Here is a 21,339-nt window from a genome sequence, read left to right as displayed (position 1 = left end):
CATTTTTCCTTATTGGAGAATCCCTTAAGTTTACCGGATTTTTGCGGTCCTGAGACACATAACCTTCATACTGGTCACACCCCCACCAAAGCATTACAATACGCGGCTTGCAATCCTGAGCTGAGCAAGTCGATGACTAAAAAACTCCATATAAAAACCTGGGGCTGTCAGATGAACGAATACGATTCATCCAAGATGGCCGATCTGCTGGACACCACCCACGGATACCAGCTGACTGAAAATCCGAAAGAAGCCGACGTGTTGCTGCTGAACACCTGTTCAATTCGTGAAAAAGCGCAGGAAAAAGTCTTCCACGTGTTAGGCCGCTGGAAACTTCTCAAACGAAAAAATCCGGACCTGATCATCGGCGTGGGCGGTTGCGTCGCATCACAGGAAGGTAAGCTGATCCGCCAGAGAGCCCCCTATGTGGATATCGTCTTTGGCCCGCAGACCCTGCACCGCCTGCCGGAGATGATCAACCAGGTTCGCGGTAATCGTAGCCCGGTCGTTGACGTCAGCTTCCCGGAGATCGAGAAATTTGACCGTCTGCCAGAACCGCGCGCAGATGGCCCGACCGCTTTCGTTTCCATCATGGAAGGCTGCAACAAATACTGCACTTACTGTGTGGTGCCTTACACCCGTGGTGAAGAAGTCAGCCGCCCGGCAGACGATATTCTGTTTGAAATCGCGCAGCTTGCCGCGCAGGGCGTTCGCGAAGTGAACCTGCTGGGCCAGAACGTTAACGCCTGGCGTGGGGAAAACTACGACGGCACCACCGGCACCTTTGCTGAACTGCTGCGCCTGGTGGCCGCGATTGACGGTATCGACCGTATTCGCTTTACCACCAGCCATCCGATGGAATTCACCGATGACATCATTGATGTCTATCGCGATACGCCAGAGCTGGTGAGCTTCCTGCATCTGCCGATTCAGTGCGGCTCTGACCGCGTTCTGAACCTGATGGGCCGTCCGCATACTGTTCTGGAGTACAAATCCACCATCCGTAAGCTGCGTGAAGCGCGTCCGGATATCCAGATAAGCTCCGACTTTATTGTCGGCTTCCCTGGTGAAACCGCGGATGACTTCGAGCGCACCATGAAGCTCATTGGTGAAGTGAATTTTGACGTCAGCTACAGCTTCATCTTCTCCGCGCGTCCTGGAACCCCTGCGGCCGATATGGTTGACGATGTGCCGGAAGAAGAGAAAAAGCAGCGTCTGTATATTCTGCAGGAGCGCATCAACCAGCAGGCCAACGCCTGGAGCCGCCGTATGCTCGGCACCGTCCAGCGCATACTGGTAGAAGGCACCTCGCGCAAGAGCATTATGGAACTCTCCGGTCGTACAGAAAACAACCGCGTGGTGAACTTTGAAGGCACCCCGGATATGATCGGTAAATTTGTGGACGTTGAGATTGTCGAAGTGCTCACCAACTCACTGCGTGCGAAAGTGGTCCGCACTGAAGACGAAATGGGCCTGCGTATTGCCGAGTCACCGGAATCCGTCATTTCGCGTACCCGCAAAGAAAACGATTCTGGCGTGGGGATTTACCAGCCTTAATCCTTCGGGCCTGCCGCTTCGGCAGGCCTTGTATTTCCTCTCATCGTCCCCAATATCATCTGCAATGCTTGCGCCTTTATTCTATGGCGTGAATAATTTCGGTAATGACCGTTTTATTACGCCGGGTGGCAGCGGGTCAGCTAACCAATCAAAGAGGAACAGTTTGAACATAGATACGCGTGAAATCAGCCTAACGCCCGCAGACAACGCTCGCCTGCTGAGCCTGTGCGGACCGTTTGATGACAACATCAAACAACTGGAGCGACGTCTGGGTATCGAAATCAATCGTCGCGATAATCACTTCAAACTTACCGGACGCCCTATCTGCGTCAATGCGGCTGCAGATATCCTGCGCAGCCTGTATGTCGATACCGCCCCGATGCGCGGCGAAATTCAGGATATCGAACCGGAACAAATTCACCTCGCCATTAAAGAGGCGCGCGTGCTTGAGCAGAGCGCGGAAAGTGTGCCGGACTACGGTAAGGCCATCAACATCAAGACCAAGCGTGGCGTCATTAAGCCGCGTACGCCAAACCAGGCGCAGTACATCGCCAATATTCTCGACCACGACATCACCTTCGGCGTGGGGCCGGCGGGTACGGGTAAAACCTATCTGGCCGTTGCCGCGGCGGTGGATGCGCTTGAACGTCAGGAAATCCGCCGTATCCTGCTGACCCGTCCGGCGGTGGAAGCGGGTGAAAAACTGGGCTTCCTGCCGGGCGACCTGAGTCAGAAGGTCGACCCGTATCTGCGTCCTTTATACGATGCGCTGTTCGAGATGCTCGGCTTTGAGAAGGTCGAAAAGCTGATTGAGCGTAACGTGATTGAAGTGGCCCCACTCGCCTACATGCGTGGTCGCACGTTAAACGACGCGTTCATCATTCTTGATGAAAGCCAGAACACCACCATCGAACAGATGAAGATGTTCCTGACGCGTATTGGCTTTAACTCGAAAGCGGTCATTACCGGTGACGTTACCCAGATCGACCTGCCGCGCAGCACCAAATCGGGCCTGCGCCACGCCATTGAAGTGCTGGCCGAAGTCGATGAAATCAGCTTTAACTTCTTCCACAGTGAAGACGTGGTACGCCATCCGGTGGTTGCGCGCATCGTTAACGCCTATGAAGCCTGGGAAGAGGCGGATCAAAAACGCAGGGCCGAACTGGCCGCAGAACGTAAGCGCGACGCGCAGGAGCAAGAACAGAAATGAGTCAGGTGATCCTCGATTTACAGCTGGCCTGTGAAGACAATTCCGGTATGCCAGATGAGGCACAGTTTCAGAAATGGCTGGATGCCGTTATCCCCCAGTTTCAGGAAGAATCAGAAGTGACGATTCGCCTGGTGGATGAGGCAGAAAGCCATGAGCTTAACCTGACTTACCGTGGGAAAGATAAGCCAACCAACGTGCTCTCTTTCCCGTTCGAAGCCCCGACGGGTATCGAGATGCCGCTGCTGGGGGATCTGATCATCTGCCGTCAGGTGGTTGAACAGGAAGCCAAAGAGCAGCAAAAGCCGCTGGAAGCCCACTGGGCGCATATGGTGGTGCATGGCAGCCTGCATCTGCTTGGCTACGATCATATTGAAGATGACGAAGCGGAAGAGATGGAGTCCCTCGAGACAGAGATAATGCTTGCTCTGGGCTATGAGGATCCGTACATTGCCGAGAAAGAATAGTCAGTTAACTTACTGACGACTATGCCGCCGCGCAGGGAATTCGCGTGGCGGTAAATGTTGAACTAACAAGAGAACCCTTAACAAACGCCATGAGCGACGACAATTCACACAGTAGCGACACGACAAACACTAAAAAGGGATTTTTCTCCCTCATTCTGAACCAGCTTTTCCACGGCGAACCCAAGAACCGTGATGAACTGCTGGAGCTGATTCGTGATTCCGGGCAAAACGACCTTATCGACGAAGATACGCGCGAAATGCTCGAAGGGGTGATGGACATTGCTGACCAGCGTGTTCGCGATATCATGATCCCCCGCTCGCAGATGATCACCCTGAAACGTAACCAGACCCTGGACGAGTGCCTCGATGTGATCATCGAATCCGCCCACTCGCGTTTCCCGGTCATCAGCGAAGATAAAGATCACATCGAAGGGATTTTGATGGCGAAAGATCTGCTGCCGTTTATGCGCAGTGATGCCGAAGCCTTCAGCATGGAAAAAGTGTTACGCCAGGCCGTGGTTGTGCCGGAAAGTAAACGTGTGGACCGGATGCTGAAAGAGTTTCGCTCTCAGCGTTACCACATGGCGATTGTTATTGATGAATTTGGCGGCGTTTCCGGACTGGTCACGATCGAGGATATTCTTGAGCTGATCGTGGGTGAAATCGAAGATGAGTATGACGAAGAGGAAGATATCGACTTCCGTCAGCTCAGCCGCCACACCTGGACCGTGCGCGCGCTGGCCTCGATTGAGGACTTCAACGACGCTTTCGGCACTCACTTCAGTGATGAAGAGGTCGATACCATTGGCGGGCTGGTGATGCAGGCCTTTGGCCACCTTCCGGCGCGCGGTGAAACCGTTGACATCGACGGTTACCAGTTCAAAGTGGCAATGGCCGACAGCCGCCGTATTATACAGGTTCATGTCAGAACGCCGGACGACTCACCGGTGCCAAAACTGGAAGATTAATGTAAATGGCATTTGCCCCATTACTTGAACGCCAGCGCGTCCGTTTGCTGCTGGCGCTGTTACTCGGAGCCAGCGGTACGCTGGCTTTTTCTCCTTACGATATCTGGCCTGCGGCTATTCTCTCCCTGATGGGGCTTCAGGGTCTGACCCTGAACCGGCGTCCGGTACAGGCTGCCGCCATTGGTTACTTCTGGGGACTGGGGCTCTTTGGCTCCGGCATTAACTGGGTCTACGTCAGCATCGCCCAGTTTGGCGGTATGCCGGGCCCGGTTAACGTCTTCCTGGTCGTCCTGCTCGCGGCATATCTCTCACTGTATACTGGTCTGTTCGCAGGGATCCTTTCCCGCCTGTGGCCTAAAACCACCTGGCTGCGCGTCGCCATTGCCGCGCCGGTGGTCTGGCAGATCACCGAATTCCTGCGCGGTTGGGTGTTGACCGGCTTCCCGTGGCTGCAGTTCGGCTACAGCCAGATTGATGGCCCGCTGAAAGGCCTGGCCCCGGTCATGGGCGTTGAGGCAATCAACTTCCTGCTAATGGTGGTCAGCGGCCTGCTGATCCTGGCGCTGGTCACGCGTTGCTGGAAACCGCTGGCCGTGGCGCTGGTGCTGTTTGCCCTGCCCTTCCCGCTGCGGTATATCCAGTGGTTCACGCCTGAGCCTGAGCGCACCATGCAGGTTTCTATGGTGCAGGGAAATATCCCGCAATCTATGAAGTGGGATGAAAAAGAGCTGCTGAACACGCTGAAGATCTACGCCAACGCCACCGAAGAGGTGATGGGTAAATCGCAGCTGATCATCTGGCCGGAATCCGCCATTCCCGATCTGGAGATCAATCAGCAGCCGTTCCTGAACATGATGAACGACTTGCTGCTGGCTCGCGGCAGCACGCTGATTACCGGGATTGTCGATGCGCGTCTGAATCAGCAGAACCGTTATGACACCTACAACACCATCATTACGCTCGGCAAAGACAGCGAATACAGCTACAACTCCACGGATCGGTACAACAAGAACCACCTGGTGCCGTTTGGTGAATTTGTTCCGCTGGAGTCGATTCTGCGCCCGCTGGCGCCGTTCTTTGATCTGCCGATGTCCTCCTTCAGCCGTGGCCCGTACGTACAGCCCCAGTTGCATGCGCACGGCCTTGCCCTGACGGCGGCCATCTGCTACGAAATCATTCTCGGCGAGCAGGTTCGCGATAACTTCCGCCCGGATACCGACTACCTGCTGACCATCTCCAACGATGCGTGGTTCGGTAAATCTATCGGCCCGTGGCAGCATTTCCAGATGGCGCGTATGCGTTCTCTGGAGCTGGCGCGCCCATTGCTGCGCAGCACCAACAACGGCATCACCGCCGTGATTGGTCCACAGGGTGAAATCCAGGCCATGATCCCGCAGTTCACCCGTGAGGTGCTGACCACAAAAGTCACACCAACCACCGGCCTGACGCCGTACGCACGCACAGGTAACTGGCCGCTGTGGATCCTGACCGCGCTGTTCGGTTTCTGTGCCGTGCTGATGAGCCTGCGTCAGCGTCGTCGCTAATCTTACCTTCTGTTGCCGGGTGGCGCTAACGCTTACCCGGCCTACATTTTGACTCTCGTAGGTCGGGTAAGGCGTAGGCGCCACCCGACAAATTCCTTCCAGTGCCAAATCTGGCACGCCTGTTGCTTTGTATATTCACGCAAACGCAGTTTGGCTTAACGTGCAACCTTGTCGCACCAGCGTAGATCATCGGTAGCACCGAAACGGTGCAACGGGAGATATTTGCCTCTGAATGGTGCGGCGCGCTTCGCAAAAATAAACAATAACGCAGCAAAATCTTTACATTAAGCCAGACTAAATGTTAACAAGCTTGCATAACACTGCACTCGCATCGCGCGAGATATAACAACATCACAATGGGTATCAATGCGTCACTGGCGCTGATAAGAAAGGAGTTGGGTATGCAATTACGTAAACTGGCCACAGCAATGCTGGTTATGGGAATGTCTGCCGGCGTGGTTCACGCTGAAGATGCTCCGGCAGCAGGCAGTACTCTCGACAAGATTGCCAAAAACGGCGTCATCGTGGTCGGCCACCGTGAATCTTCCGTCCCGTTCTCTTACTACGACAACACGCAAAAAGTCGTGGGCTATTCACAGGATTACTCCAACGCCATCGTTGAAGCTGTGAAGAAAAAGCTGAACAAACCTGACCTGCAGGTGAAGCTGATCCCAATCACTTCACAGAACCGTATTCCACTGCTGCAAAACGGCACCTTTGATTTTGAGTGTGGCTCGACCACCAACAACCTCGAGCGCCAGAAACAGGCCGCTTTCTCTGACACCATCTTCGTCGTGGGCACCCGTCTGCTGACGAAGAAAGGCGGTGATATCAAAGATTTTGCTGACCTGAAAGGCAAAGCGGTCGTCGTAACGTCCGGTACCACCTCAGAAGTGCTGCTGCACAAGCTGAACGACGAGAAGAAAATGGATATGCGCATCATCAGCGCGAAAGACCATGGCGACTCCTTCCGCACCCTGGAAAGTGGCCGTGCCGTCGCGTTTATGATGGATGATGCCCTGCTGGCGGGTGAGCGTGCGAAAGCGAAAAAACCAGACAACTGGGATATCGTCGGCACCGCGCAGTCAAAAGAAGCTTACGGCTGCATGCTGCGTAAAGACGATCCGCAGTTCAAGAAGCTGATCGATGACACTATCGCCCAGGTACAGACTTCGGGCGAAGCGGAAAAATGGTTCGACAAATGGTTCAAGAACCCGATTCCACCAAAAAATCTCAACATGAACTTTGAACTGTCTGATGACATGAAAGCGCTGTTCAAATCTCCAAATGACAAGGCTCTTAACTAATTAGAACAACAGGGGCGGGATCTCCTGCCCTCTCGATTGTCGGGAAGCATGGACAGACTATACGTTGAGTGGTCGTTCCCCACTCAGCGCGAAAAATGAGCTTCTCACCAATCTTCGAGGGTAGCGCTGCTACCCTTTTTTTTCTGGAGTTTATTATGTCAATAGACTGGAACTGGGGCATATTCCTGCAACAAGCCCCGTTCGGCAACACCACCTATCTTGGCTGGCTGTGGAGCGGCTTCCAGGTCACCGTGGCACTATCGATAACAGCGTGGATTATCGCGTTTCTTGTCGGTTCGCTGTTCGGTATTCTGCGCACCGTCCCTAACCGTTTTCTTTCAACACTGGGCACTCTCTATGTGGAACTGTTCCGTAACGTTCCGCTCATCGTGCAATTCTTTACCTGGTATCTGGTTATCCCGGAACTGCTGCCGGAAAATATTGGCATGTGGTTCAAGTCGGAGCTGGATCCAAATGTACAGTTCTTTGTCTCCTCCATGATGTGTCTGGGGCTGTTTACCGCTGCGCGCGTTTGTGAGCAGGTGCGTGCCGCCATTCAGTCATTACCCCGCGGACAAAAAAATGCGGGTCTGGCGATGGGTCTGACCCTGCCGCAAACCTACCGCTACGTGCTGCTGCCTAATGCCTACCGCGTTATCGTGCCACCGATGACCTCGGAGATGATGAACCTGGTGAAAAACTCGGCCATCGCCTCCACGATCGGCCTGGTCGATATGGCGGCCCAGGCGGGCAAGCTGCTGGATTACTCCGCTCACGCGTGGGAATCCTTCACCGCGATCACGCTCGCGTATGTTCTGATTAACGCTTTCATCATGCTGGTGATGAACCTGGTTGAACGCAAAGTACGCCTGCCGGGCAATCTGGGGGGCAAATAATGTACGAATTTGACTGGAGTTCTATCGTTCCTTCCTTACCTTACCTGCTGGATGGCCTGGTGATTACCTTAAAAATCACCGTTATTGCCATCATCATTGGTATCGTCTGGGGCACCCTGCTGGCGGTGATGCGCCTGTCGAGCTTTAAGCCGCTCGCCTGGTTTGCAACCGCCTACGTTAACGTGTTCCGCTCCATCCCGCTGGTGATGGTGCTGCTGTGGTTTTACCTGATTGTTCCGGGCTTCTTACAGAACGTGCTGGGACTGTCGCCGAAAACCGATATCCGCCTGATCTCGGCGATGGTGGCGTTCTCGATGTTTGAGGCCGCTTACTACTCAGAGATTATCCGCGCGGGCATCCAGAGTATCTCCCGTGGACAATCCAGCGCCGCACTGGCGCTGGGGATGACGCACTGGCAGTCCATGCAGCTGATTATTCTGCCGCAGGCGTTTCGCGCCATGGTTCCGCTCCTGCTGACCCAGGGCATTGTGCTGTTCCAGGATACCTCGCTGGTGTATGTCCTGAGTCTGGCAGACTTCTTCCGTACCGCGTCAACCATCGGTGAACGTGATGGTACGCAGGTCGAGATGGTGCTCTTCGCGGGCGCGGTCTATTTTGTGATTAGTTTAAGCGCGTCGCTGTTGGTCAGCTGGCTGAAGAAAAGGACGGTATAATGATTTCCCTGAAAAATGTTTCTAAATGGTATGGGCACTTTCAGGTGCTGACCGACTGCTCCACGGAAGTGAAAAAAGGCGACGTGGTGGTGGTGTGCGGCCCGTCCGGTTCCGGTAAGTCCACGCTGATCAAAACCGTTAATGGTCTGGAACCTGTGCAGCAGGGCGAAATTGTTGTTAACGGCACCAAAGTGAACGACAAAAAAACCAACCTTGCCCAGCTTCGCTCTCACGTTGGTATGGTGTTCCAGCACTTTGAGCTGTTCCCTCACCTCTCCATCATCGAGAACCTGACGCTGGCGCAGGTGAAAGTGCTTAAGCGCGATAAAAAAGCATCGCGTGAGAAAGGCCTTAAGCTTCTGGAGCGCGTTGGGCTTTCTGCACATGCCGATAAGTTCCCGGCGCAGCTTTCGGGTGGTCAGCAGCAGCGTGTCGCGATCGCCCGCGCGCTGTGTATGGATCCGGTGGCAATGCTGTTTGATGAGCCAACATCGGCACTCGATCCAGAGATGATCAACGAAGTGCTCGACGTTATGGTCGAGCTGGCGCACGAAGGGATGACCATGATGGTGGTGACGCACGAAATGGGCTTCGCCCGTAAAGTGGCCAACCGCGTCATCTTTATGGACGAAGGGAAGATCGTGGAAGACTCGCCGAAAGAAGAGTTCTTCGCGAACCCGAAATCCGAACGTGCAAAAGATTTCCTCGCCAAAATCCTGCATTAATCTTCTCAGTGCGCAATCTGCGGATTGCGCACTGCCTCACGCTTTCGCGCTCTTGTTCTCGTCGGCGTCACATTGCAGCGTTAACCTTGTCACAAAATAACGCTACGTATGGAGAACGCTATGGCACAGCCTATTATTCTCGATTGCGATCCGGGTCATGATGACGCCATTGCTCTCGTCCTCGCTCTTGCCTCCCCTGAACTGGACGTAAAAGCGGTTACCTCATCCGCCGGAAATCAGACGCCGGATAAAACCTTGCGCAACGTGCTGCGCATGCTGACCCTGCTCAAACGCACCGATATTCCTGTCGCTGGCGGGGCCGTGAAACCGCTGATGCGCGAGCTGATCATTGCGGATAACGTTCATGGCGAAAGTGGACTGGACGGCCCTGAACTGCCGGAACCGGGCTTCACGCCACAAGGCTGCACCGCCGTTGAGTTGATGGCGAAGGTGCTGCGCGAAAGTGCAGAGCCCGTGACGCTGGTGGCTACAGGTCCGCAGACGAACGTGGCCTTGCTGCTTAACAGCCATCCAGAACTGCACGGTAAAATCGCCCGGATCGTCATCATGGGCGGCGCAATGGGGCTCGGAAACTGGACGCCAGCCGCGGAGTTCAATATCTATGTTGACCCTGAAGCCGCAGAGATCGTTTTCCAGTCCGGTCTGCCGATTGTGATGGCGGGGCTGGATGTGACGCATCGGGCCCAAATTATGGCAGACGATATTGAACGCTTCCGCTCTGTGGGTAATCCGGTGGCAACGACTGTGGCAGAACTGCTCGACTTCTTTATGGAGTACCACAAAGCCGAGAAATGGGGCTTCCATGGCGCACCGCTGCATGACCCGTGCACGATTGCCTGGCTGTTGAAACCTGAGATGTTTACCACGGTTGACCGCTGGGTTGGTGTGGAAACGCAGGGGAAATATACCCAGGGAATGACGGTGGTGGATTACTACTCGCTGACGGGGAACGAGCCGAATACTGCGGTGATGGTGGATATCGACCGGGAAGCGTTTGTAGATTTGCTGGCGGAGAGACTGGCTTACTATAGTGCGGCCTGATGCCCTCACCCCACCCCTCTCCCACGGGGAGAGGGAGCAAACACTAAAAACGGCAACAGGGTTGCCGTTTTGCTTTTACCTAGGGCTCAAACGGCCGGCGCTGGAACTGGTCGTGACCGCATTTCGGGCACAAGGGCAGCACCTCCGGCGTATACACCGCGATGTGGTGATGACATTTCTCACACACCAGATTTCCCAACCCTACCACTTCGCCGCTGTGGTACACACCGTGATGGTTCAAATCCTGAAACACCTCGCGCCACTCAAGCTGCGTTTTATCGGTGATATCCGCCAGCTCCTGCCACAGGCTCTCTTTGATCACCCGCATAAACACGCTGTCCGAGACCTCTTGCTGGCTTTCCTGATAGCTGCGCGCAAACTCTTCCAGGTCACGACGTACCGCACGCGTCACCTCTTCCACTTCGGTTCGCGTTAACTCACCCGTTTGCGTCACGCGGGCACGCGCCTGTTCGACCAGCGCATCAATATCACGCTCGCCGTTACGCAGCCGCTCCGTCAGTGTCGCCACCAGCTCGCGGTAAAATTGAGCAACCTTGTTCATCATTTTGCCTCCCGGGTAAGTAACTAACTCTAATAATAGACCTTATTTCACCGCCGCTTTGTCAGGTGAAGCACAGACCCGGTAAATTCCTGCAAAGTGCTTTTGTGCGAAAGGCTGTTTTGACGCGGACGTTTGGGCTATGCTATGCGGATCTGAATTACCACATCCATTGGCTACATTTGTAGCTGTATTAAAAACAGGACCACTGGCTGCCATGCAAGAGCAATACCGCCCGGAAGAGATAGAATCAAAAGTCCAGCAACACTGGGACGAGAAGCGCACCTTTGAAGTAACCGAAGACGAGAGCAAAGAGAAGTATTACTGCCTGTCGATGCTTCCCTATCCTTCTGGTCGACTACACATGGGCCACGTGCGTAACTACACCATTGGTGATGTGATCGCCCGTTACCAGCGTATGCTGGGCAAAAACGTGCTGCAGCCTATCGGCTGGGATGCGTTCGGCCTGCCGGCAGAAGGCGCAGCAGTAAAAAACAATACGGCACCGGCACCATGGACGTACGACAACATCGCGTACATGAAAAACCAGCTCAAAATGCTGGGCTTCGGCTATGACTGGAGCCGCGAGCTGGCGACCTGCACCCCGGAATATTACCGCTGGGAGCAGAAATTCTTCACTGAGCTGTACAAAAAAGGCCTGGTGTACAAGAAGACGTCTGCGGTTAACTGGTGCCCAAATGACCAGACCGTTCTGGCGAACGAGCAGGTTATCGACGGCTGCTGCTGGCGCTGTGACACCAAAGTTGAGCGTAAAGAGATCCCGCAGTGGTTTATCAAAATCACCGCTTACGCTGACGAGCTGCTGAACGATCTGGATAAACTGGATCACTGGCCTGACACCGTTAAGACCATGCAGCGCAACTGGATCGGCCGTTCTGAAGGTGTGGAAATTACCTTCAACGTTGAGAACTACGACCAGACTCTGACCGTCTACACCACCCGTCCGGACACCTTCATGGGAGCGACCTATCTGGCCGTGGCCGCAGGTCACCCGCTGGCGCAGAAAGCGGCAGAGAACAATCCGGAACTGGCAACTTTCATCGACGAATGCCGCAACACCAAAGTGGCTGAAGCCGACATGGCGACGATGGAGAAAAAAGGCGTTGATACCGGCTTTAAAGCGATTCACCCGCTGACGGGTGAAGCTATTCCTGTCTGGGCGGCGAACTTTGTACTGATGGAATACGGCACCGGTGCGGTGATGGCCGTTCCGGGACACGATCAGCGCGACTATGAGTTTGCCACCAAATATGGCCTGACCATTAAGCCGGTGATCCTGGCCGCAGACGGTTCTGAACCCGACCTGTCTGAGCAGGCATTGACCGAAAAAGGCACCCTGTTCAACTCCGGCGAATTTAGCGGACTGAGCTTCGAAGAGGGCTTCAATGCCATCGCTGACAAGCTGGCCTCGCTGGGCGTAGGTGAGCGTAAAGTCAACTTCCGTCTGCGCGACTGGGGCGTTTCCCGTCAGCGCTACTGGGGCGCGCCAATTCCAATGGTGACCCTTGAAGACGGCACCGTGATGCCGACGCCAGAAGATCAACTGCCGGTGATCCTGCCGGAAGATGTGGTCATGGACGGCATCACCAGCCCGATCAAAGCCGATCCTGAGTGGGCGAAAACCACCGTTAATGGCCAGCCTGCGCTGCGTGAAACCGACACCTTTGACACCTTTATGGAGTCTTCCTGGTATTACGCACGCTACACCTGTCCGCAGTATCAGGAAGGCATGCTGGATTCTGACGCGGCCAACTACTGGCTGCCGGTAGACATCTACATCGGTGGCATCGAACACGCCATCATGCACCTGCTCTACTTCCGCTTCTTCCATAAGCTGATGCGCGATGCTGGCATGGTGAATTCTGACGAACCAGCCAAACAGCTGCTGTGTCAGGGCATGGTGCTGGCTGATGCCTTCTACTACGTTGGCGCGAACGGCGAGCGTAACTGGGTGTCTCCGGTGGACGCGATCGTAGAGCGCGACGAGAAAGGCCGTATCGTTAAGGCGACAGACGCTGAAGGTCATGAGCTGGTTTATACCGGCATGAGCAAGATGTCCAAGTCGAAAAACAACGGTATCGACCCGCAGGTGATGGTTGAGCGTTACGGTGCAGATACCGTGCGTCTGTTCATGATGTTTGCCTCTCCGGCTGACATGACGCTGGAGTGGCAGGAATCCGGTGTTGAAGGCGCGAACCGCTTCCTGAAACGCGTCTGGAAACTGGTTTACGAACATACCGCACAGGGTGATGCTCCGGCGCTGAACGCTGCTGCCCTGACGGAAGATCAGCAGGCGCTGCGTCGTGATGTTCATAAAACAATTGCAAAAGTCACCGATGATATTGGTCGTCGTCAGACCTTCAATACCGCAATTGCGGCTATTATGGAACTGATGAACAAGCTGGCGAAAGCCCCGCAGGATGGCGAGCAGGATCGTGCCTTAATGCGTGAAGCGCTGCTGGCCGTCGTTCGCATGCTGAACCCGTTCACGCCACACGTCAGCTTTACTCTGTGGCAGGAACTGAAAGGCGAAGGCGATATCGACAACGCGCCGTGGCCGGTTGCGGACGAAGCAGCAATGGTGGAAAACACCACGCTGGTGGTAGTCCAGGTCAACGGCAAAGTGCGCGGTAAAATTACCGTGGCGGTCGACGCAACCGAAGAACAGGTTCGCGAGCGTGCAGGCCAGGAACCTCTGGTCGCGAAATATCTTGAGGGCGTTACCGTACGTAAAGTGATCTACGTACCCGGTAAACTGCTCAATCTGGTCGTTGGCTAAGCGCGGGAGGAAACGTGCGACAACTGGCAACAATACTCTTATCACTGGCGGTGCTTGTCACCGCTGGCTGTGGCTGGCACCTGCGCAATACCACGGCAGTGCCTGCTGAGATGAAAACGATGATTTTCGACTCATCAGATCCGAATGGCCCATTCAGCCGGGCAGTTCGTAACCAGCTGCGCCTGAACGGTGTCGAACTCATTGAGAAAGACACGCTGCGCCAGGATGTACCGTCTCTCCGCGTTCTGGGGACGACCCTGAGCAAAGATACAGCGTCTATCTTCCAGGATGGCCGTACCGCAGAGTATCAGATGGTAATGACTGTTAACGCAGCCGTGCTGATCCCGGGTAAAGACATCTATCCGATCAGCACAAAAGTGTACCGTTCGTTCTTTGATAACCCGCAAACGGCGCTGGCGAAAGATGCCGAACAGCAGATTATCATCAACGAAATGTACGACAAGGCAGCGGAACAGCTGATCCGTAAACTGCCAGGTATTGCCGCGTCGACAAAAGAAGGCTCTGACATTATTGAAAAACCGGATGCCAGTACGCCCCCGGTTTCTACCTCTATGGGTAACTGATGATCAGGCTGTATCCTGAACAACTCCGCGCGCAGCTCAATGAAGGGCTGCGCGCGGCGTATCTGCTGCTTGGAAACGATCCCTTACTGCTGCAGGAAAGCCTGGATGCCGTGCGACATACTGCAGGTGCTCAGGGCTTTGATGAACACCATACCGTCCAGGTGGATAACAATACCGACTGGGACGCCCTCTTCTCACTCTGTCAGGCGATGAGCCTTTTCGCGTCGCGTCAGACAATTCAGATCCTGCTGCCGGAAAACGGCCCTAACGCGGCCATCAATGAGCAGCTTGCCACTCTGGTGAGCCTGTTACACAGCGATCTGCTGTTAATTGTCCGCGGCAATAAGCTCACCAAAGCGCAGGAAAATGCCGCGTGGTTCACTCAACTGGCGACCCACGCGGTGCTGGTTACCTGTCAGACACCTGAGCAGGCGCATCTGCCAAAATGGGTGGCCGCAAGAGCAAAGCAGAACAACCTTCAGCTGGATGATGCGGCAAATCAACTGCTCTGCTACTGCTATGAGGGTAACCTCCTGGCGCTGGCACAGGCGCTGGACAGACTTTCCCTGCTCTGGCCGGATGGCAAACTGACACTCCCCCGCGTCGAGCAGGCCGTTAATGACGCCGCGCACTTCACGCCGTTCCACTGGGTGGATGCATTGCTGGCCGCGAAAAGTAAACGCGCCCTGCATATCCTTCAGCAGCTGCGCCTGGAAGGCAGCGAGCCCGTTATTCTGCTGCGTACGCTGCAGCGTGAACTGTTGCTGCTGATTACGCTCAAGCGACAGTCTGCCCATACGCCGCTGCGCGCGCTGTTTGATAAACACCGGGTATGGCAAAATCGCCGCGCAATGACCACCGAGGCCGTCAACCGCCTGAGCCATGAACAGCTTCGTCAGGCCGTGCAGCTTCTGATGCGCGCTGAGCTCACCCTAAAACAAGATTACGGCCAGTCGGTCTGGGCGGAGCTGGAAAGCCTTTCCCTGCTGCTCTGCCACAAGGCGCTGGCTGACGTATTTATTGATGGATAGTATGCATTCTTTACAGGCCCTGTATGGCGGCACCTTTGACCCGGTACACTACGGGCATCTTAAGCCGGTGGAAATCCTGGCGAATTTGATCGGCCTGCAGCGCGTCACCATTATGCCCAATAACGTTCCGCCGCACCGCCCTCAGCCTGAGGCAACCAGCGAGCAGCGAAAAGAGATGCTAACGCTTGCCATTGCGGACAAACCGCTTTTCAGGCTTGATGAACGGGAATTGCGTCGCGACACCCCCTCGTGGACGTCGCAAACGCTGCAGGAGTGGCGAGCTGAGCAAGGGCCTGACCAGCCGCTGGCGTTTATCATTGGTCAGGATTCTCTGCTCAACTTTCCTGGGTGGCACAAGTATGAAACCATTCTGGAGAACAGCCACCTGCTCGTTTGCCGCCGCCCAGGCTATCCGCTGACCATGCGTGAAGAGCAGTATCAGCAGTGGCTTGAAGACCATCTTACCGATAACGTAGAGGATCTTCACAACCAGCCCGCCGGGAAGATTTATCTGGCGGAAACCCCGTGGTTCGATATCTCCGCCACCCTTATTCGTGAGCGTTTACAACACGGTTTAACGTGTGACGATCTGCTGCCTGCCCCGGTGCTGGCGTATATTCATACGCACGGGTTGTATCAGAAAAGCGCAGATGTTTAGTCAGGCGTCATAAAAAGCGGCTTATTGATTCTCCTGCCTTGACAGGTTAAGCCATACTGTTATCCTCCGCTGCCAGACTTTCCCGCCAGTCATTGCTTTACAGAAATTGTTTTACAAAAATGGCGATGCAATCTCTGGCAGAGGGTGGGATGATACCCGCCTTCAAAATCCCGGCCGGTGACATTTGTCCCGACAAGGGCGCCAGTTCAGGTATACTGTCTGGCTACAAATTCATAGTTGCACCATCTTATTCACCCAGGGGGAAAACTTGCAGGGTAAAGCACTCCAGGATTTTGTTATCGACAAAATTGATGACCTGAAAGGTCAGGACATCATCGCTATCGACGTTAAGGGTAAATCCAGTATCACCGACTGCATGATTATCTGCACCGGGACGTCTACGCGTCATGTTGTTTCGATTGCCGACCATGTGGTTCAGGAATCGCGTGCAGCAGGACTGTTACCGCTTGGCGTTGAAGGTGAAGCGACCGCTGACTGGGTGGTGGTTGACCTCGGCGATGTGATTGTCCATGTCATGCAGGAAGAGAGCCGTCGCCTGTATGAGCTGGAAAAACTCTGGGGTTAATGCGTGAAGTTGCAGCTGGTCGCCGTCGGCACCAAAATGCCGGACTGGGTACAAACCGGTTTTACTGAATATCTGCGTCGTTTTCCAAAAGACATGCCGTTCGAACTGGTGGAGATCCCTGCCGGGAAGCGCGGTAAGAACGCGGATATTAAACGTATTCTCGATAAAGAGGGCGAACTGATGCTGGCTGCCGCTGGCAAGAACCGCATCGTCACCCTCGATATCCCGGGTAAACCCTGGGATACGCCGCAGCTGGCGCACGAACTGGAGCGCTGGAAGCAGGATGGCCGTGACGTTAGTCTGCTGATTGGCGGACCTGAAGGGTTGTCCCCTGCCTGCAAAGCGGCAGCAGAACAAAGTTGGTCTCTCTCCGCGCTGACGCTGCCCCACCCGCTCGTTCGGGTCCTGGTGGCAGAAAGTCTGTATCGCGCGTGGAGCATTACTACCAACCACCCCTATCACCGCGAGTAATGACTGACCAGGGTAGATTAAGCAGCGGATGAAACTACAGAATTCTTTTCGCGACTATACGGCTGAGTCCGCGCTGTTTGTGCGCAGGGCACTGGTCGCCTTTACGGGGATTTTGCTGCTTACCGGCGTGCTGATCGCCAACCTTTATAATCTGCAAATCGTCCGCTTTACCGATTACCAGACGCGTTCAAACGAAAACCGCATCAAGCTGGTGCCTATCGCGCCCAGCCGCGGCATTATCTACGACCGTAACGGCACCCCTCTGGCGCTAAACCGCACCATCTATCAAATCGAGATGATGCCGGAAAAGGTCGATAATGTTCAGGACACGCTGGAGGCGCTAAGAAGCGTTGTCGATCTCAACGATGACGATATCGCAGCCTTCAAAAAAGAGCGCGCCCGTTCCCACCGCTTTACCTCCATTCCGGTGAAAACCAATCTGACGGAAGTTCAGGTGGCCCGTTTTGCGGTGAACCAGTACCGCTTCCCCGGCGTGGAAGTGAAGGGTTACAAACGTCGCTACTATCCTTACGGCTCCGCGCTGACGCACGTTATTGGCTACGTTTCCAAGATTAACGACAAAGACGTTGACCGCCTTGATAAAGACGGCAAGCTGGCGAACTATGCCGCGACGCACGATATCGGCAAGCTCGGGATCGAACGCTACTACGAAGATGTCCTGCATGGGCAGACCGGCTATGAAGAGGTTGAGGTTAACAACCGTGGCCGCGTCATTCGACAGCTGAAAGAAGTTCCGCCTCAGGCGGGGCATGACGTCTATCTGACGCTCGACCTCAAACTGCAGCAGTATATTGAAACCCTGCTGGCGGGCAGTCGCGCCGCCGTCGTGGTCACCGATCCGCGTACCGGGGGAATTCTGGCTATGGTGTCCATGCCTAGCTATGACCCGAACCTTTTTGTTGACGGCATCTCCAGTAAAGACTATTCCGGCCTGCTGAATGATCCCAATACGCCGCTGGTAAACCGCGCCACGCAAGGCGTTTACCCGCCGGCATCTACGGTGAAACCGTATGTGGCGGTCTCGGCGCTGAGTGCGGGTGTCATCAACCGTAATACCAGCCTGTTTGACCCGGGCTGGTGGCAGCTACCCGGGTCTGAAAAACGCTATCGCGACTGGAAAAAATGGGGCCACGGCCATCTGAACGTGACCAAATCTCTGGAAGAGTCAGCGGATACCTTCTTCTATCAGGTCGCCTATGACATGGGGATTGACCGCCTGTCAGAATGGATGAGCAAGTTCGGCTACGGGCACTACACCGGCGTCGACCTTTCAGAGGAGCGATCCGGCAACATGCCGACGCGCGAGTGGAAGCTGAAGCGCTTTAAGAAGCCGTGGTATCAGGGTGATACCATTCCGGTGGGTATCGGCCAGGGCTACTGGACCGCAACGCCGATTCAGATGAACAAAGCGATGATGATCCTCATTAACGATGGCGTGGTCAAAGTCCCGCATCTGCTGCAAAGCACTGTTGAAGACGGCAAAAAGGTGCCGTGGGTACAGCCCCATGAAGCGCCCGTGGGTGACATTCATTCCGGCTTCTGGGAAATCGCGAAAGACGGTATGTACGGCGTAGCAAACCGTCCGAACGGTACCGCGCACAAATATTTCGCCGGAACGCCGTATAAAGTGGCTGCAAAATCCGGTACGGCGCAGGTCTTTGGCCTGAAAGCCAACGAAACCTACAACGCACACCGCATTGCTGAACGTCTGCGTGACCATAAGCTCATGACGGCATTTGCCCCTTACGATAACCCGCAGGTGGCGGTGGCGATGATTCTGGAAAACGGCGGCGCTGGCCCGGCGGTAGGGACCATCATGCGCCAAATCCTCGACCACATTATGCTGGGTGATAACAACACCGAACTGCCGGCTGAAAGCCCGGCCGCCGCTGCGGCGGAGGACCAATAATCATGACGGATAATCCAAACAAAAAATCGTTGTGGGATAAAATCCACATCGACCCAGCCATGCTGCTGATCCTGCTGGCTCTGCTGGTTTACAGCGCCCTGGTTATCTGGAGCGCCAGTGGTCAGGACATCGGTATGATGGAACGCAAAATCGGCCAGATCGCGATGGGTCTGGTTATCATGGTGGTGATGGCGCAGATCCCCCCGCGCGTCTACGAAGGCTGGGCGCCCTATCTCTATATCTTCTGTATTATTTTGCTGGTGGCAGTAGACGCGTTCGGCGCCATCTCAAAAGGGGCGCAGCGCTGGCTGGATCTGGGCGTTGTTCGTTTCCAGCCCTCGGAGATTGCCAAAATTGCCGTCCCCCTGATGGTGGCGCGCTTTATCAACCGTGATGTCTGTCCGCCGTCGCTGAAAAACACCGCGATCGCGCTGGTGCTGATCTTCCTGCCGACGCTGCTGGTTGCTGCGCAGCCTGACCTCGGCACCTCGATCCTTATCGCGCTCTCCGGTCTGTTTGTCCTTTTCCTGTCGGGCCTAAGCTGGCGTCTGATTGGTATCGCTGTGGTGCTGATTGCGGCGTTTATCCCTATCCTCTGGTTCTTCCTGATGCATGATTACCAGCGCCAGCGCGTTATGATGCTTCTCGACCCGGAAACTGACCCGCTCGGTGCGGGCTATCATATTATTCAGTCCAAGATTGCGATTGGCTCCGGCGGCCTGCGCGGTAAAGGCTGGCTGCACGGTACCCAGTCGCAGCTGGAATTTTTACCGGAACGTCACACCGACTTTATCTTTGCGGTACTGGCTGAAGAGCTGGGGCTGGTTGGTATCCTGATTTTGCTCGCGCTCTACGTGCTGCTGATCATGCGAGGATTGTGGATTGCCGCCCGGGCGCAAACCACCTTCGGCCGCGTCATGGCAGGCGGATTGATGCTGATTTTATTCGTTTATGTCTTCGTAAATATTGGTATGGTGAGTGGTATTCTGCCGGTAGTAGGCGTACCGCTGCCGCTGGTCAGTTACGGAGGCTCGGCACTGATCGTGTTGATGGCCGGGTTTGGGATCGTGATGTCGATCCATACCCACAGAAAAATGTTGTCAAAAAGCGTTTAAAAATAAGGGGATCGGAATGCGTAAGCAGTGGCTGGGGATCTGCATCGCGGCAAGTTTACTTGCGGCTTGCACAAGTGATGATGGTCAGCAACAGGCAACCGTCGCGCCGCCGCAGCCTGCGGTGTGTAATGGTCCGATCGTTGAAATCAGTGGGGCCGATCCCGTTTATGAACCGCTGAATGCCAGCGCGAATCAGGATTACGAGCGCGACGGCAAAAGCTACAAAATCGTGCAGGACCCTTCCCGCTTCAGCCAGGCGGGCTTTGCTGCCATTTATGATGCAGAACCGGGCAGTAACCTCACGGCATCCGGTGAAACATTTGACCCCATGCAGCTCACTGCCGCGCACCCAACGCTGCCGATTCCAAGCTACGCGCGTATCACTAACCTGGCTAATGGTCGCATGATCGTCGTGCGTATTAATGACCGTGGTCCGTATGGTAATGACCGGGTGATTTCTCTGTCCCGCGCGTCTGCCGATCGCCTGAACACGTCGAACAACACCAAAGTTCGCATTGACCCGATTATCGTGGCGCAGGATGGCTCGATGTCCGGGCCGGGTACCGCCTGTACGACGGTGGCGAAGCAGACCTATGCCCTGCCAGACCGCCCAAATCTTGACGGCGGAATGGGTAGCGTCTCTTCTCCGGCTGAGCCTTCTCAGCCGGCGGGAGAAATACGTCCAATCAGCAATGATACGCTGCAAAGCGATGATTCCACTGGCGCACCGGTAAAAAGTAGCGGCTTTTTAGGCGCACCGACGACCTTAGCGACGGGCGTGCTGGAAGGCAGTGAGCCGACGCCAGCCCCGGTTGCGGCTCCGGTGACGCAGCCAGCGCCGGTAACAGCGCCAGCGACCACGCAAAGAGCGGCAGCCGCTGCGCCAGCAGCCAGCGGCGGCTTTGTCGTTCAGGTGGGGGCAGTGAGCGATCAGGCCCGTGCCCAGCAGTATCAACAGCGTCTAAGCCAGCATTTTGGCGTACCTGGACGCGTTGAGCAGAACGGCGCGGTCTGGCGTATTCAGATGGGGCCTTTTGCCAGTAAATCGCAGGCAGCGTCTCTGCAACAGCGTTTGCAGAGCGAAGCACAACTGCAGTCCTTCGTCACTGTTGCAAAATAATTAATCGGCGGTATCCGAAATGTCAGTTTGTGTAAAACGCATTCACAAACTCATGCTTAAAGTCGGATGCCTGCCTGA

The 21,339-nt window shown here is 55.1% G+C and carries 20 protein-coding genes; 19 read left to right on the top strand and 1 reads right to left on the bottom strand.

The genetic code is table 11. The annotated features are described in order from the left end of the window. The first annotated feature begins 132 nt into the window (after positions 1-132). The 10 genes from miaB to rihA all read left to right on the top strand — a co-directional run bounded on the left by miaB (position 133) and on the right by rihA (position 10,407). Positions 133-1,557: a tRNA (N6-isopentenyl adenosine(37)-C2)-methylthiotransferase MiaB gene (gene miaB / locus ABFI50_RS15320; RefSeq protein WP_014883008.1), complete on the top strand. Its 1,425-nt coding sequence runs from the start codon at positions 133-135 to the stop codon at positions 1,555-1,557. A gap of 163 nt (positions 1,558-1,720) precedes the next feature. Next, the gene (locus ABFI50_RS15315) at positions 1,721-2,767 is read left to right on the top strand and encodes a PhoH family protein (RefSeq protein WP_014883007.1); all 1,047 of its coding nucleotides are present in this window, start codon (positions 1,721-1,723) and stop codon (positions 2,765-2,767) included. Further along, positions 2,764-3,231, top strand: coding sequence for an rRNA maturation RNase YbeY (gene ybeY / locus ABFI50_RS15310; protein WP_176260435.1), 468 nt, complete (start codon positions 2,764-2,766; stop codon positions 3,229-3,231). The genes ABFI50_RS15315 and ybeY overlap by 4 nt, the downstream gene beginning before the upstream one ends. An 89-nt stretch (positions 3,232-3,320) precedes the next feature. After that, complete coding sequence (corC, locus tag ABFI50_RS15305; RefSeq protein WP_014883006.1) at positions 3,321-4,199, top strand: CNNM family magnesium/cobalt transport protein CorC; 879 nt, start codon at positions 3,321-3,323, stop codon at positions 4,197-4,199. Between the two features lie 5 nt (positions 4,200-4,204). Continuing rightward, positions 4,205-5,743, top strand: coding sequence for an apolipoprotein N-acyltransferase (gene lnt, locus ABFI50_RS15300; RefSeq protein WP_047027570.1), 1,539 nt, complete (start codon positions 4,205-4,207; stop codon positions 5,741-5,743). 401 nt (positions 5,744-6,144) lie between these two features. Next, positions 6,145-7,050: an amino acid ABC transporter substrate-binding protein gene (locus ABFI50_RS15295; protein ID WP_014883004.1), complete on the top strand. Its 906-nt coding sequence runs from the start codon at positions 6,145-6,147 to the stop codon at positions 7,048-7,050. A gap of 155 nt (positions 7,051-7,205) precedes the next feature. Then, on the top strand, positions 7,206-7,946 hold the full coding sequence (gene gltJ / locus ABFI50_RS15290; RefSeq protein WP_014883003.1) for a glutamate/aspartate ABC transporter permease GltJ: 741 nt from the start codon (positions 7,206-7,208) through the stop codon (positions 7,944-7,946). After that, positions 7,946-8,620: a glutamate/aspartate ABC transporter permease GltK gene (gene gltK, locus ABFI50_RS15285; RefSeq protein ID WP_032637193.1), complete on the top strand. Its 675-nt coding sequence runs from the start codon at positions 7,946-7,948 to the stop codon at positions 8,618-8,620. Before gltJ ends, gltK begins: the two co-directional genes overlap by 1 nt. Continuing rightward, a complete protein-coding gene (locus ABFI50_RS15280) occupies positions 8,620-9,345 on the top strand; it encodes an amino acid ABC transporter ATP-binding protein (RefSeq protein ID WP_014883001.1) in 726 nt (241 codons plus the stop codon). Before gltK ends, ABFI50_RS15280 begins: the two co-directional genes overlap by 1 nt. Before the next feature lie 120 nt (positions 9,346-9,465). Then, positions 9,466-10,407: a pyrimidine-specific ribonucleoside hydrolase RihA gene (rihA, locus tag ABFI50_RS15275; protein ID WP_047344396.1), complete on the top strand. Its 942-nt coding sequence runs from the start codon at positions 9,466-9,468 to the stop codon at positions 10,405-10,407. A 79-nt stretch (positions 10,408-10,486) separates the two neighbouring features. On the opposite strand, the gene ABFI50_RS15270 is transcribed toward rihA, so the two are convergent. Further along, positions 10,487-10,969, bottom strand: coding sequence for a zinc ribbon-containing protein (locus tag ABFI50_RS15270; RefSeq protein WP_248082797.1), 483 nt, complete (start codon positions 10,967-10,969; stop codon positions 10,487-10,489). Between the two features lie 214 nt (positions 10,970-11,183). On the opposite strand from ABFI50_RS15270, the gene leuS reads away from it, so the two are divergent. From leuS to rlpA, 9 genes are all read left to right on the top strand, one after another. Continuing rightward, on the top strand, positions 11,184-13,766 hold the full coding sequence (leuS, locus tag ABFI50_RS15265) for a leucine--tRNA ligase (protein ID WP_023338167.1): 2,583 nt from the start codon (positions 11,184-11,186) through the stop codon (positions 13,764-13,766). Positions 13,767-13,780: 14 nt separating this feature from the next. Then, complete coding sequence (gene lptE, locus ABFI50_RS15260; protein WP_014882997.1) at positions 13,781-14,350, top strand: LPS assembly lipoprotein LptE; 570 nt, start codon at positions 13,781-13,783, stop codon at positions 14,348-14,350. Then, on the top strand, positions 14,350-15,381 hold the full coding sequence (gene holA, locus ABFI50_RS15255; RefSeq protein WP_023332393.1) for a DNA polymerase III subunit delta: 1,032 nt from the start codon (positions 14,350-14,352) through the stop codon (positions 15,379-15,381). The genes lptE and holA overlap by 1 nt, the downstream gene beginning before the upstream one ends. Next, positions 15,374-16,039, top strand: coding sequence for a nicotinate-nucleotide adenylyltransferase (gene nadD / locus ABFI50_RS15250; RefSeq protein WP_032645220.1), 666 nt, complete (start codon positions 15,374-15,376; stop codon positions 16,037-16,039). The genes holA and nadD overlap by 8 nt, the downstream gene beginning before the upstream one ends. Before the next feature lie 268 nt (positions 16,040-16,307). Continuing rightward, positions 16,308-16,625, top strand: coding sequence for a ribosome silencing factor (gene rsfS / locus ABFI50_RS15245; protein WP_003858696.1), 318 nt, complete (start codon positions 16,308-16,310; stop codon positions 16,623-16,625). A gap of 3 nt (positions 16,626-16,628) precedes the next feature. Beyond that, on the top strand, positions 16,629-17,096 hold the full coding sequence (rlmH, locus tag ABFI50_RS15240) for a 23S rRNA (pseudouridine(1915)-N(3))-methyltransferase RlmH (RefSeq protein WP_003858701.1): 468 nt from the start codon (positions 16,629-16,631) through the stop codon (positions 17,094-17,096). 28 nt (positions 17,097-17,124) lie between these two features. Beyond that, positions 17,125-19,026, top strand: coding sequence for a peptidoglycan DD-transpeptidase MrdA (gene mrdA / locus ABFI50_RS15235; RefSeq protein ID WP_347484436.1), 1,902 nt, complete (start codon positions 17,125-17,127; stop codon positions 19,024-19,026). Positions 19,027-19,028: 2 nt separating this feature from the next. Further along, positions 19,029-20,141 (top strand): peptidoglycan glycosyltransferase MrdB, encoded by a 1,113-nt coding sequence (gene mrdB, locus ABFI50_RS15230; RefSeq protein WP_014882993.1) that lies wholly within the window; start codon positions 19,029-19,031, stop codon positions 20,139-20,141. A gap of 16 nt (positions 20,142-20,157) precedes the next feature. Beyond that, complete coding sequence (rlpA, locus tag ABFI50_RS15225) at positions 20,158-21,261, top strand: endolytic peptidoglycan transglycosylase RlpA (protein ID WP_347484434.1); 1,104 nt, start codon at positions 20,158-20,160, stop codon at positions 21,259-21,261. The last annotated feature ends 78 nt before the right edge of the window (positions 21,262-21,339 follow it).

The organism is Enterobacter sp. HNDS-6 (assembly GCF_039850505.1).
GTDB lineage: Bacteria > Pseudomonadota > Gammaproteobacteria > Enterobacterales > Enterobacteriaceae > Enterobacter > Enterobacter kobei.
The sequence above is the reverse complement of the archived record's forward strand: the minus strand, read 5'-3'. Positions and strand labels throughout refer to the sequence as shown.